The organism is Pseudomonas sp. P4_D7 (assembly GCF_056401755.1).
The window spans coordinates 34097-46732 of the sequence record NZ_JBFUIR010000014.1 but is presented as its reverse complement, the minus strand read 5'-3'; the positions used below and the strand labels follow the sequence as shown (position 1 = coordinate 46732).

General features: G+C 59.6%; 10 protein-coding genes. 4 read left to right on the top strand and 6 right to left on the bottom strand.

Annotated features, from left to right (window positions below; all coding sequences use genetic code 11):
• Nucleotides 1-83: 83 nt before the first annotated feature.
• Nucleotides 84-566, bottom strand: coding sequence for an acyl-CoA thioesterase (locus AC1DVF_RS11430; RefSeq protein WP_003229693.1), 483 nt, complete (start codon nucleotides 564-566; stop codon nucleotides 84-86).
• 279 nt (nucleotides 567-845) lie between these two features.
• Between AC1DVF_RS11430 and AC1DVF_RS11425 the strand changes: the two genes are divergently transcribed.
• Nucleotides 846-2609, top strand: a complete 1764-nt coding sequence (locus AC1DVF_RS11425) for a cation:proton antiporter (RefSeq protein ID WP_093429598.1) — start codon at nucleotides 846-848, stop codon at nucleotides 2607-2609.
• Between the two features lie 21 nt (nucleotides 2610-2630).
• Here AC1DVF_RS11425 and AC1DVF_RS11420 read toward each other — a convergent pair whose 3' ends face one another.
• The 4 genes from AC1DVF_RS11420 to uvrD all read right to left on the bottom strand — a co-directional run bounded on the left by AC1DVF_RS11420 (nucleotide 2631) and on the right by uvrD (nucleotide 6995).
• Nucleotides 2631-3038 (bottom strand): SMI1/KNR4 family protein, encoded by a 408-nt coding sequence (locus tag AC1DVF_RS11420; protein ID WP_003187120.1) that lies wholly within the window; start codon nucleotides 3036-3038, stop codon nucleotides 2631-2633.
• A 138-nt stretch (nucleotides 3039-3176) separates the two neighbouring features.
• Nucleotides 3177-4052, bottom strand: a complete 876-nt coding sequence (locus AC1DVF_RS11415; RefSeq protein ID WP_093429599.1) for a Tim44 domain-containing protein — start codon at nucleotides 4050-4052, stop codon at nucleotides 3177-3179.
• A 177-nt stretch (nucleotides 4053-4229) separates the two neighbouring features.
• Complete coding sequence (locus tag AC1DVF_RS11410; protein ID WP_016984014.1) at nucleotides 4230-4670, bottom strand: EamA family transporter; 441 nt, start codon at nucleotides 4668-4670, stop codon at nucleotides 4230-4232.
• Nucleotides 4671-4811: 141 nt separating this feature from the next.
• Nucleotides 4812-6995, bottom strand: coding sequence for a DNA helicase II (gene uvrD, locus AC1DVF_RS11405; protein ID WP_007912069.1), 2184 nt, complete (start codon nucleotides 6993-6995; stop codon nucleotides 4812-4814).
• Between the two features lie 257 nt (nucleotides 6996-7252).
• Between uvrD and AC1DVF_RS11400 the strand changes: the two genes are divergently transcribed.
• From AC1DVF_RS11400 to AC1DVF_RS11390, 3 genes are all read left to right on the top strand, one after another.
• The gene (locus tag AC1DVF_RS11400) at nucleotides 7253-10123 is read left to right on the top strand and encodes a GGDEF domain-containing phosphodiesterase (RefSeq protein WP_095125060.1); all 2871 of its coding nucleotides are present in this window, start codon (nucleotides 7253-7255) and stop codon (nucleotides 10121-10123) included.
• Between the two features lie 127 nt (nucleotides 10124-10250).
• Nucleotides 10251-11117: a transcriptional regulator HexR gene (gene hexR, locus AC1DVF_RS11395; protein WP_007962240.1), complete on the top strand. Its 867-nt coding sequence runs from the start codon at nucleotides 10251-10253 to the stop codon at nucleotides 11115-11117.
• A gap of 226 nt (nucleotides 11118-11343) precedes the next feature.
• Nucleotides 11344-11547, top strand: coding sequence for a PA3496 family putative envelope integrity protein (locus AC1DVF_RS11390; protein ID WP_095188667.1), 204 nt, complete (start codon nucleotides 11344-11346; stop codon nucleotides 11545-11547).
• Here the strand turns inward: AC1DVF_RS11390 and AC1DVF_RS11385 are convergent.
• Nucleotides 11489-12451 (bottom strand): LysR family transcriptional regulator, encoded by a 963-nt coding sequence (locus tag AC1DVF_RS11385; RefSeq protein WP_093429604.1) that lies wholly within the window; start codon nucleotides 12449-12451, stop codon nucleotides 11489-11491. The genes AC1DVF_RS11390 and AC1DVF_RS11385 overlap by 59 nt on opposite strands.
• Nucleotides 12452-12636: the final 185 nt, after the last annotated feature.

Below are 12636 nucleotides of genomic sequence, written 5' to 3'. Positions count from 1 at the left end.
GTTTTGTGTACGCCACAGGTCCAGTGTGGGAGCGAGCTTGCTCGCGAAGGCTATAGCTCAGACAGCATCAGTTCAAAGACTGATCAGGCGTCGCCCTTGATCTCCTGATAGCGCTTTTCCAGCTCCTGACGAATCTGCCGACGCTGCTGCGCCTGCATGTAACGACGTTTGTCTTCACTGTTCTGCGGTTGCAGCGGCGGCACGGCGGCCGGCTTACGCTGGTCATCCACCGCGACCATGGTGAAGAAGCAGCTGTTGGTGTGGCGCACCGAGCGCTCGCGGATGTTCTCGGTAACGACTTTGATACCGACTTCCATTGAGGTGTTGCCGGTGTAGTTGACCGACGCGAGGAAGGTCACCAGTTCGCCGACATGGATCGGCTCGCGAAAAATCACCTGATCCACCGACAGCGTCACCACGTAGCGACCGGCATAACGGCTCGCGCAGGCGTAGGCCACTTCGTCGAGGTATTTGAGCAGGGTGCCACCGTGGACATTGCCAGAGAAGTTGGCCATGTCGGGGGTCATCAGTACCGTCATCGACAGCTGGGCGTTTCCGGGTTCCATAACGTTCTCACGGATCAAGGCTGATTGCTGGAAGCACCTCTGCGGGTGCCTGGTCGCTTTTCAAAAGCACCGTTATCGGGACGCCGGGCGACTGGCCGTCGTCACGCCGGAATCGATCTGTTTCCATATATTGCACCGCCTTCCAGCCGCAAGTCGCGGTGTTAACCTGCAAAAGCCCCTTATAAAGGCAATTCCCACACGAAAAGCGGACTTTTACTACGCTCGCCCAGACCTTTCTGACGTCTGCTGACGGGCCTCGTCATTCAAGGAGCCCACACCATGCATGCCATCAGCTTTATTCAGGATCTGGCAGTGATCATGTTGGTCGCGGGCGTGGTGACCGTGTTGTTTCATCGCTTCAAACAGCCGGTGGTGCTCGGCTATATCGTCGCCGGCTTCATCATCGGCCCGCACACCCCGCCGTTCGGCCTGATCCACGACGAAGACACCATCAAGACCCTCGCCGAGCTGGGGGTGATTTTCCTGATGTTCTGCCTCGGCCTGGAGTTCAGCCTGCGCAAGCTGTTCAAGGTCGGCGCCACGGCGTTTATTGCGGCGTTCCTCGAGATCGTCCTGATGATCTGGATCGGCTATGAAATCGGCCGCTGGTTCGACTGGAACACCATGGACTCGCTGTTCCTCGGCGCGATTCTTGCGATCTCCTCGACCACCATCATCGTCAAGGCCCTCAATGATCTGAAGATGAAAAACGAGCGCTTTGCGCAGTTGATCTTCGGCGTGCTGATCGTCGAAGACATCCTCGGCATCGGCATCATCGCACTGCTTTCAAGCATCGCCGTCAGCGGCACGGTCAGTTCCGGAGAAGTGTTTTCCACGGTTGGCAAACTGTCGCTGTTCATGATCGTCGCGCTGGTCATCGGCATTCTGCTGGTGCCGCGATTGCTGGCCTATGTGGCCAAATTCGAAAGCAACGAGATGCTGCTGATCACCGTGCTCGGCCTGTGTTTCGGCTTCTGTCTGCTGGTAGTCAAACTCGAATACAGCATGGTACTCGGTGCGTTCCTGATCGGCGCGATCATGGCCGAGTCGCGACAACTGCTAAAAATCGAGCGTCTGATCGAGCCGGTTCGCGACCTGTTCAGCGCGATCTTCTTTGTCGCTATCGGGCTGATGCTCGATCCGATGATTCTGCTCGAATACGCGTGGCCGATTGCGGTGATCACCGTAGCCGTTGTACTCGGCAAGATGTTGTCCTGCGGTCTCGGAGCGTTTATCGCCGGCAATGACGGACGTACCTCACTGCGCGTGGGGATGGGGCTGTCACAGATTGGTGAATTTTCCTTCATCATCGCCGCTCTCGGGATGACGTTGCAGGTGACCAGTAACTTCCTCTACCCGGTCGCCGTGGCGGTGTCGGTGATTACCACTTTGCTGACGCCGTATCTGATCCGCGCGGCTGATCCGCTGTCGATCAAGTTGTCCGCGGCTGTGCCCAAGCCTCTCGGCCGCGTGCTGGGCATGTATGGCGAATGGCTGCGCAGCATTCAGCCGCAAGGCGAGGGTGCGATGCTGGCGTCAATCATTCGCAAGATCTTGCTGCAAGTCGGCGTCAACCTGGCGCTGGTGATTGCGATCTTCTTCGCCGGCGCGTATTTCGCTGAACGCATCTCGCTGTGGCTGCAAGACTGGATCAGCGATCCGAGCTGGCAGAAGGCGTTGATCTGGGGCGGGGCATTGTTGGTGTCGTTGCCGTTCCTGATCGCCGCTTATCGCAAGCTCAAGGCGTTGTCGATGCTGCTGGCGGAGATGGGTGTGAAGCCCGAGATGGCCGGGCGTCACACACAGCGAGTGCGCCGGGTGATCTCCGAAGTGATCCCGATTCTCTCGCTGCTGGTGATTTTCCTGCTGCTGGCAGCCTTGTCGGCCAGTATCTTGCCGACCAACAAGTTGCTGGTACTGATCGCTGTGGTGGCGGCGGCCGTGGCGGCGCTGCTCTGGCGCTGGTTCATCCGCGTGCACACGCGGATGCAAGTGGCGCTGCTGGAAACCCTCGACAACCATAAGGAGTCGTCGGGGCATTGATCATACGGGGCGGCTGGCCGATCAGCTTTCCAGCCAGACGTCCCGCGCCCAGTGCCATACCGATTCCCAGGTTTCCTCGGCAATCAACTCTTCTTCGGCCTGCCACAACACCACCGTGCCATCCTCTTCGACACAGTAGTAGTCATCGCCGTCCTGACAGATTGGAATCAGGCTGCGATCAACACCGGCATCCCAGGCGTTGGCGGCAACATCCGGCAAGTAGGTGTGGGATTGTGGATCGGTAACGGTCACCGGCTCGAGGCTGCCGTACACCACATCGCTGACGGTCAGCAAAAACTCTCTGAAGACAAACGGAATGTCGATGAACAGCTGTTCTTCGATTTCGACCAGCAGATCTTCGTCAGGCAACTCCAATGGAACCGGCACGGGTTCGTTGGCTTCACGCAGTTGTTCGATGATTTCTTCCACGTCCGGGATCCTCTTGCTTGAATGGCGCGGTTTATATGGGCCGGTTTATACAGTAGCTCGCTATAGATGCAACCGCGAAATAGAAAACCCCAGCCGAGGCTGGGGTTTTTTATTACGGCAAGTGACGCCTGGAAGGGATCAGCCGTTCTGGCGGATACCGGCCACCAGCCAAGGCTGGTTCTCGCCCTGCGGACGTTCCATGTTCCAGCTTTCGCTGAACACTTCGCCCTGGTCGAAACGCGAGGTCTTCGACACACCGCTGAATGTCAGGGTGGCGATGGTCTTGTCGGCGCGGTCATCCACACCATCCAGTTGAACCTGGAGGTTGTCGATGTAGGTCGACTGGAACGCATCGCCCAGATCCGCACGCTCACGCTTGAGGAACTCGAGCATTTGCGGGGTCACGAACTCGGCGATCTTGTCCATCTCGTTGGCGTCCCAGTGCTGCTGCAGCGCCTGGAAGTGGCTGCGGGCAGCTTCAAGGAAGTTATGCTCATTGAACCAGGCTGGCGCGTTGATCACCGGACGAGCGGCGGCGGGTGCGGCCGAACCACCGAAGATCGAACCCATGGCGGCAGGCTTCTGCTCGAACACTTCACGCTGCATCGGCGCGCCGGCCGGAGCGAACTGCTCCTGCTGCTTGCGTCGACGCGCGGCGATGAAGCGGAAGATCACGAACGCGATCACGGCCATGATCAGGATGTCGAAGATCTGCATGCCCTGGAAACCGCCGCCCATGAACATGGAAGCGAGCAGGCCACCGGCGGCGATACCGGCCAGAGGGCCGAGCCATTTCGAAGCACCGCCGGCCTTGGCGGCAGCGCCTGCGGCACCGGCAGCACCTGCGGTCGCCGCAGCGCCGCCGACACCTGGAGAAGAAGGAGCCATCTGGCTGGTCTGGTGCGTCGGCGCAGCGCCGGCGCTTTTGCCACCACCAAAGCGCTTGGCGTTGGCGTCGAGGCTCATCGTCAGGCCGATGCACAACGCCATGGCGATGCTAAGAAAACGTTTCATAAAGGGAATTCCCGTTTGTGGAGACACGCGCGCCATGTTGCACAGCTGAAGTGTTACTGGCTAGCGAGAGAGTGTTTCGGGCTTTTGCCTGACAGGTTACGTTCAGCTCGGTCGGGACAATAAGGCCATGTACTTTTGGTTGTAGGAAATCGGGACAGGTTCAGTGAGAAAGCTCGTTTAGCGACGAAAAGCGAGCATCACCACACCTGCGGTGATCAGGCCGATGCCGCCCCATTGGCGCAGGTCGAGTTTCTCGCCCAGCAGGATCACGCCGAGCACTGCCACCAGCACCACGCTGAGTTTGTCCACTGGCGCGACCAGCGAGGCCGGACCGACTTTCAGCGCGCGGAAATAGCACAGCCACGACGCACCGGTTCCCAAGCCAGACAGAAGCAGGAACAGATAACTCTTCGCAGAGATCGATCCCAAAGATTGATATTGGCCCGTCGCGTACAAAATCAAGGCCAGGCTGACGAGTACCACGATGGTGCGCAGCAGGGTGGCGAAGTCGGAATTGACGTTTTCGATGCCGACTTTGGCGAAGATCGCCGTCAATGCGGCGAAAGTCGCCGAGAGCAGGGCCCAGAATGTCCAAGAAGAAAAGAAGCCTGAGCCCATGGAAATGTCCTTTGATCAACCTGCCGACCCAGATCCTGTGGGAGCGAGCTTGCTCGCGAATGCCGCACCACGGTTTATCAGATCAACCGCTGTGATTTCATTCGCGAGCAGGCTCGCTCCCACAGAAAAGCGAAATCGGCGTCAGATCGCTTCCAGCTTGGCGTAACCGAGCATCAGCCATTTGCTGCCTTCGCTGAAATTCACCTGCACCCGTGCCTGGGCGCCGGCGCCTTCGAAGTTGAGGATCACGCCGTCACCAAAGATCGAATGGCGTACCGCCTGACCGAGGCTGAAACCCGTTTCCGGAATCTCGCTGCCGCTGAACAGATTGCTGCCGCTCATCGACTGATTGCCGCCGAACGGTCGGCTGACGCTGTTCGACAAGCGCACTTCCTGAATCAGGCCTTTCGGTACTTCGCGCACGAAGCGCGAAACCTTGTTGTAGGTCTCGCTGCCGTACAGGCGTCGGGTTTCAGCATAGGTCATCACCAGATTCTGCATTGCCCGGGTAATGCCCACGTAAGCCAGACGCCGCTCTTCTTCGAGACGCCCCGGTTCTTCCAGGCTCATCTTGTGCGGGAACAGGCCTTCTTCCATGCCCACGAGGAACACGTAAGGGAATTCCAGGCCTTTGGCGCTGTGCAGGGTCATCAGCTGAATGCTGTCTTCGTGTTCGTCAGCCTGAGTGTCCCCGGCTTCCAGCGAAGCATGGCCGAGGAACGCCGCCAGCGGCGTCAGTTCTTCATCCTCTTCGGTGTTCTCGAAGTTGCGCGCGGCGCTGACCAGTTCCTCAAGGTTTTCTACCCGGGCCTGGCCTTTCTCGCCTTTTTCCGCTTCGTGATAGGCGATCAGCCCCGATTGCTCAATGACGGTCTGGGTCATCAAGTGCAGCGGCATCTCCATGCACTTGGCAGCGAGATTTTCGATCAACTCGATAAACGCACCCAGCGCACCGGCTGCTCGACCGGTCAGGCCTTTGTTGGCGACCAGTTGACGCATCGCTTCCCACATCGACACATCGCTGTGGCGTGCGTGATCGCGGATGGCTTCGACGGTTTTTTCGCCAATGCCTCGGGCCGGCACGTTGATCACCCGTTCCAGCGCCGCATCGTTGCCGCGACCTTCGAGCAAACGCAGGTAGGCCATGGCGTTCTTGATTTCGGCACGTTCGAAGAAGCGCTGGCCACCATAAATGCGGTAGGGAATGCGCTCACGCAGCAAGGCTTCTTCGAGAACGCGCGATTGGGCGTTGGAGCGGTACAGAATCGCGATATCGCTGCGGGCCAAGCCGGTTTTCAGCGCGCTTTCGATGGTTTCGACAACGTAGCGTGCTTCGTCGTGTTCATTGAACGCGGCGTACAGATTGATCGCTTCGCCGTCGCCGCCGTCAGTCCACAGCTCTTTGCCCAGACGCCCGGTATTGTTGGCGATCAAGGCGTTGGCGGCCTTGAGGATGCCGGCGGTGGAGCGGTAGTTCTGCTCCAGACGAATGGTCACCGAATCCGCGAAGTCGGAAGAATACTGATGAATGTTCTCGATTTTCGCGCCGCGCCAGCCGTAGATCGACTGGTCGTCGTCGCCGACCACCATCAGGCTGTCGCCACCCTTGCCAAGCAAGCGCAACCAGGCGTACTGCACGGCGTTGGTGTCCTGGAACTCGTCCACCAGAATATGGCGGAAGCGCTTTTGATAATGCGCCAGCAGGCCCGGGTGATCGCGCCACAGGTCGAGGGCACGCAGCAGCAGTTCGGAGAAATCGATGACGCCGGCACGCTGACACGCCGCCTCATAGGCCTCATAGATGCCGCGCATGGTCGCCAGGTACAAATCGCCGCTGGCCTGAATGTGTTGTGGACGCAGGCCTTCGTCTTTCTGGCCATTGATGAACCACTGCGCCTGACGCGCCGGCCAGCGTTGCTCGTCGAGGCCGAGTTCGCGGATCACCCGTTTGACCAGCCGTTGCTGGTCATCGCTGTCGAGAATCTGGAAAGTCTGGCTCAGGCCTGCTTCCTGCCAGTGCGCCCGCAGCAAGCGGTGCGCCAGGCCGTGGAAGGTGCCGACCCACATGCCGGCCGGGTTGATCCCCAGCAACTGCTCGATGCGGTGACGCATCTCCGCAGCGGCCTTGTTGGTGAAGGTCACCGACAGAATGGAGTGGGGCGAGGCGTTTTCGACCTGGATCAACCAGGCGATACGGTGCACCAGCACTCGGGTTTTACCGGAGCCAGCACCGGCCAGGACCAACTGACGGCCAACGGGGGCTGCTACGGCCTGGCGTTGGGCATCGTTGAGGGAGTTCAGCAGAAGGGAGAGATCATCGCGCATCGGGGCATTCTAGGGTGCGCCGCAGGCCCGGGCAAACCGAGCTTTGCATTAGCCGATGAAACTCCCGTCGATGACGACCGGTCGGTCACTGGCTACAGGCATCGGCCCGCCGCGCTCCAAGGGTTTGGCCGGTGGCAAAGGACGGAAAAGTTTCGCTGAAATTATGATGTGGAGCAGTTTGGCAACGGGATCGGCTTGTGTATGCTCCGTCCACGTTTCGGGCGCACGCCCTCCTTATAAGAACAAGAACGTTGCCCATGACCCTCAGCTCCGAACTGTCGGGCCCCTCCGTGGATCCCCGGGTTATCCGCAAGCACTATGCCGTCGAGATGGCGGTCGAGCGCACGCGTCTGCTGTATCAGGGCTCGTTGTTGCCCACGTTGTTCATGTTGATCAATGGTCTGGTCTGCGCCGCTTTGCTCTGGAGCCCGCAGCGCTATTTCGTGGTCAGCGTCTGGCTGGTGTGGTTGCTGTCGCTGGTGGCGTTGCGGGTGATTCAGGTGGCGGCGTTCGATTCGGCGATCCCTGATCGTCAGGCGCAACCGATCTGGCGGCGGATGTTTCTGCTCGGCTCGACCATGACCGGTCTGACCCTGGCCGGTGCCGGCATCGCCCTGGTGCCCGCCGACAACTTCATACAACAGGCCTGGGTGTTCGGCCTGATCGGCGCCGCAACCCTCTCGGCCAGCGTCGCCTACGCGGTGAGCCTGCCAGCGTTTCTGTCATTTACCTTGCCCTGCCTGTTGCCGGCGATCGGTTATCTGTTCTGGGGCGGTGACGAGCAGGCGCGCGGTTGGGGCTGGCTCGGTCTGATCCTGCTCGGCTCGCTGAGCGTGGTCGCGTGGCAAGTCAATCGGCTGATTGATCGGGGCTTGCTGCGGCGCTTCCAGAATCAGCGCTTGATCGAACACCTGCAACAGACGCAGGCGCGCAGCGAACAGCTCAATCAGGAACTGGCCAAAGAAATCGATCAGCGCCGCTGCGCCGAGGGCAAGTTGCGTGAAGCGCAGGTCGAACTCGAAGACCGCGTGGCACAGCGCAGCCTTGAACTGGACGCGGCCAATCAGGCCCTGAGCAAAAGCGAAGCGCGGCTGGCGCTGGCGCTGAAGGCCAGTGAGCTGGGGCTGTGGGACTGGAACCTGCAAACCGATGAGGTCCACCACACGCAGATTCAGGAACTGTTCGGCCTCGCTCCGGAATATGTCACGGCACTTTTGCGCGACCTCAAGCCACGTCTGCATCCAGACGATGTGCCGACGCTGAAATACGCGTTGATCGAGCACTTGAAGGGGCGCACCGAGGACTATCAGATCGAATACCGCGTACGTCACGGCGATGGCCATTGGGTGTGGATCGAAGACCGAGGCCGCGCCGTAGAGCGCAGCGACAGCGGCCGGGTGATCCGCATGGTCGGCACCCGCCGCGACATCAGCGCCAGCAAAAGCCTCGAAGAGCAGCAGCGCCTGGCGGCGACCGTATTCGAAGCGGCCAGTGAAGGCATCGTAATTCTCGACCCGAATTACGCGCTGATCGCAATCAATCAGGCGTTCAGCCGCGTCACCGGCTACGACATCGGAGACATGCTCGGGCGCAACGTCGTCGAGCTACCGTGCAGCCGTGATGCCCGCCGCCATTACGTCGCCATCCGTCATGCACTTGAGCAGCACGGCAGTTGGCAGGGCGAACTGGTGGAGACGCGCAAGAATGGCGAGCTGTATCCGCAGTGGCTGCAACTGAATGCAGTGCGTGATGGTCGGGGAAATGTCAGCCATATCGTCGGCTTCTTCGCCGATCTGTCAGCACGCCGCGAATCCGAAGAGCGCATGCGCTATCTGACCCATTACGACGAGCTCACCGGGTTGGCCAACCGCTCGCTGTTCCGCGAGCGTTTACATGAAGCGCATCAGCGCTCGCGTCAGGGCCGGCGCAGCCTGGCGTTGCTGCACATCAATCTGGATCGCTTCAAATTGCTCAACGACAGTCTCGGCCATGAGATTGCCGATCAGTTACTGCAGAAAATGGCGCGCCGGCTGGTCAACGCCTTGCCGGAAGCGGACACCATCGCCCGCTTGTCCGGTGACGAGTTCGCCGTACTGTTCGATGCCTACGGCAATCTCTCAAGTCTGGCCCGGGTCGCCACGCGCCTGTCGAGCAAGTTGCGCCTGCCACTGACGGTCGAAGGGCATGAGCTGGTGGTCAGTGCCTCGATGGGCATCAGCATGCTGCCGGACACCGCCCGGGAAATCTCCGCACTGGTCAGCCAGTCGAACATGGCCATGCAGCATGCCAAACACCTCGGCGGCAATAACTTCCAGTTCTACACCGAAAGCCTGCAGGCCAGCACCCTTGAGCGCTTGCAGCTGGAAAACCATCTGCGCAAGGCCATCGAAGACAAGCAGCTGAAAGTTTTCTATCAACCGAAGCTGTGCCTGCAAACCGGGCGTTTGAATGCGGCAGAGGCACTGGTGCGCTGGGATCATCCAACCATGGGCCAGGTGCCGCCGGGGGACTTCATCGGGCTGGCCGAGGAAACCGGTCTGATCGGGCCGATCGGCGAATTCGTCCTGCGTCAGGCGTGCTGGCAGGCCTGCGAATGGCAGCGTCAGGGGCTGGAGCCGATTCGTGTTTCGGTCAACCTGTCGGTGCATCAACTGCGTCAGGGCAAACTGGTCAGTCTGGTGCGGCAGGTACTGGAGGAAACTGGCCTGGCGCCGCACTACCTCGAACTGGAACTGACCGAGAGCCAGTTGCTCGATAGCGTCGAACACATCATCGCAACGTTCCAGCAACTGCGTGATCTGGGGGTGAAACTGGCCATAGATGATTTCGGCACCGGGTATTCGTCGCTGAGTTACCTCAAGCGCATTCCGGTGGATTACGTGAAGATCGATCAGGCATTCATTCGCGGTTTGGGGGAGGGCAGTGAAGATGCGGCGATCACTCGCGCGATCATTGCCATGGCCCATGGGCTGTCACTGAAAGTGGTCGCCGAAGGTGTCGAGCGCCAGGAGCAGCTGGAATTTTTACGCGCCGAGCGTTGCGATGAAGTGCAGGGTTACCTGATCAGCCGGCCGGTGGAGGCGAGCGGTCTGGCCGGGCTTTTGCGCGAACAGGAAAAACCGTTTTAAGGGCTACATGCATCCCATCGCGCCTGATATGGGGACATGGAGTTACGCATTGAGCAGGCAAAAAGCCAATTCATGTAGTATAACTACAAGCGTGCTACATCCTTGCCCATAAGAAGAGTCCAGCCCCTTGAATCTGCTGCAACACATCGCCCAGTCACGTCACCTGTTACGCAAGTCGGAGCTCAAGGTCGCCGACCACGTGCTGCTTGACCCTGCGGCGGTGATGCACAGTTCCATGGCCGACCTGGCCCACAGCGTTGGCATCAGCGAGCCGACCATCGTGCGCTTCTGTCGCGCCATTGGTTGCTCCGGTTTTCAGGATCTCAAACTGAAGTTAGCGCAAAGCCTCGCGGCCGGTGCCAGCTTCGGCCAGTTCGCGATCCATGAAGACGACTCGGTCGCCGACTACAGCCTGAAGATCTTCGACACCACGTTGCACACCTTGATGGAGGTTCGCGAGAAGCTCGATCCGGTTGAGTTGCAGCGTGCGGTGACACTGATGTCGCAGGCGCAGCGCGTCGAGTTCTACGGCTTCGGCGCGTCGGGCGCGGTGGCGGCGGATGCGCAGCACAAGTTCTTCCGTTTGCTGCTGACGGCGGCGGCGTATTCCGATCCGCACATGCAGGCGATGTCGGCGGTGACGTTGAAACCGACCGATGTGGCGATCTGCATTTCCCAGTCGGGGCGTTCCAAGGACCTGCTGATTACCGCCAATCTGGTGCGTGAGAGCGGCGCTTCGCTGATTACTCTGTGCCCGAGCCAGACGCCGTTGGCCGAACTGTCGACCGTCAATCTGGCAATCGATGTGCACGAAGACACCGAAATCTATACGCCGCTGACTTCGCGTATTGCTCACCTGGTAGTGATTGACGTGCTGGCGATGGGCGTGGCGATGGCGCGTGGGCCGAGTCTGGTCAATCACCTGAAGAGCGTGAAGCGCAGTCTGCGCAGCTTGCGCTTGTCGCCGAAAGCCGTGAAAGCGCTGGATGACTGAAGTTATCTAAGTAATCGCGAGCAGGCTCGCTCCCACAGGGGATTTCCTGTGAACACAGATTCTGTGTCATACCGAGATCAGATGTGGGAGCGAGCCTGCTCGCGAAGGCGTCCACAAAAACACCACAACCCTGCGCAAGTTTCATCGCACTGTCATCCCCGCGCAGCCAAACCGTCATCCCTCCCGCCTATGGTGAAACTCCCGTAATCGCCTTGGGAGACTCGAAATGGCTCAGCCCTACGAAGAACGCAACAGCGCCGCGAAAACCCGTCGTCAGCAGGAAGACCAGCGCCGCATGGAGTTTCGCCGCGCTATCGAAGATCGCTTCGAACTTCGCCAGCTACAAGCCGAAATCGGCGATTTTCCCGAGATCAACCATTGGCAGGCAGCACCCGCAGCTTCCCGTCGAAGCGCTCAACCAGCGCGCTGATCTGCACCCGTTCGCTGCGGATAAACGCCAGGAAGGCGTGTGCCACCGGTGACAAGCGTTTGGCCTTGGCTTGCACCAGACACCAGCTACGGAATAGCGGCAATTCCTCGACCGGCAACTCGACGAGGCCGCCGGTCGCCAGCTCCAGGTTCAGGGCGTGGCGCGTCAACAGCGCCAGGCCCAGACCCGCCTGCACACATTCACGCTGAGCTTCGGCCGAGGCCACTTCCTGAGTCTGGGTGAAGTGCACGCGTTTCTCTTTGAAGTACTCTTCGCAGGCCAATCGTGTGCCCGAGCCGGGCTCGCGGATCAGCAGCGTGTAGGGTTCCAGATCCTGTAACCGCAGCGGACCCATGTGTGCCAGCGGGTGATCCGGGCGCGCCACGGCAACAATCGGGTTGTTGAGGAACGGCAGGAATTCCAGACCCATGTCCTGCGGCACCATCGACATGATCACCAGATCGTCGCGGTTGTCGGACAGCCTGCGAATCACCTGGCCACGGTTGACCACGGTCAGTTGCAGATTCACTTCCGGGTGCTGACGCTTGAACGCGGCGAACAGGTGCGGCACGAAGTATTTGGCGCTGGATTCCACCGCCAGCTTCAATTGGCCCTGCAGCGAACCCTGCATGTCGGACAGCTGCATATCGAGGTTTTCCAGACGCCCGAAGATGTCCCGGCTGGCGCGCTGAAGTGCTTCGGCGGCCTCGGTCATGTAGAGTTTTTTGCCGACGTAATCGAATAATGGCTGCCCGATCAGCTCTTCGAGCTGACGAATCTGTAGGCTGACGGCCGGTTGTGTGAGCGACATTTCCTCGGCTGCGCGGCTGTAAGAGCGTAAATCACACACTTCATTGAAGATTTGCAACTGACGCAATGTCATACGCATCAATGACTTACGCATTTCTTATAGGCTCTGATGGCAGGCTGATCGTTCAACTATAAGTCTTTGCTTATGGCTAACCCAATTTTTATTCATTTTTGTTAATCCCTCATGAGCGCTAGTGTGGACCTGCGACTGAATTGAAACATTTGGTCACGCGTCGACCTGGGTCTAGCAGGTCGTGGTGCCACCGGCTCAAGGGAACC

Excerpts from the sequence above, each read along its gene's own strand:
- AC1DVF_RS11430 (WP_003229693.1), bottom strand. The coding sequence starts at position 566 with ATGGAACCCGGAAACGCCCAGCTGTCGATGACGGTACTGATGACCCCC.
- AC1DVF_RS11425 (WP_093429598.1), top strand. The coding sequence starts at position 846 with ATGCATGCCATCAGCTTTATTCAGGATCTGGCAGTGATCATGTTGGTC.
- AC1DVF_RS11415 (WP_093429599.1), bottom strand. The coding sequence starts at position 4,052 with ATGAAACGTTTTCTTAGCATCGCCATGGCGTTGTGCATCGGCCTGACG.
- AC1DVF_RS11410 (WP_016984014.1), bottom strand. The coding sequence starts at position 4,670 with ATGGGCTCAGGCTTCTTTTCTTCTTGGACATTCTGGGCCCTGCTCTCG.
- uvrD (WP_007912069.1), bottom strand. The coding sequence starts at position 6,995 with ATGCGCGATGATCTCTCCCTTCTGCTGAACTCCCTCAACGATGCCCAA.
- AC1DVF_RS11400 (WP_095125060.1), top strand. The coding sequence starts at position 7,253 with ATGACCCTCAGCTCCGAACTGTCGGGCCCCTCCGTGGATCCCCGGGTT.
- AC1DVF_RS11390 (WP_095188667.1), top strand. The coding sequence starts at position 11,344 with ATGGCTCAGCCCTACGAAGAACGCAACAGCGCCGCGAAAACCCGTCGT.
- AC1DVF_RS11385 (WP_093429604.1), bottom strand. The coding sequence starts at position 12,451 with ATGCGTAAGTCATTGATGCGTATGACATTGCGTCAGTTGCAAATCTTC.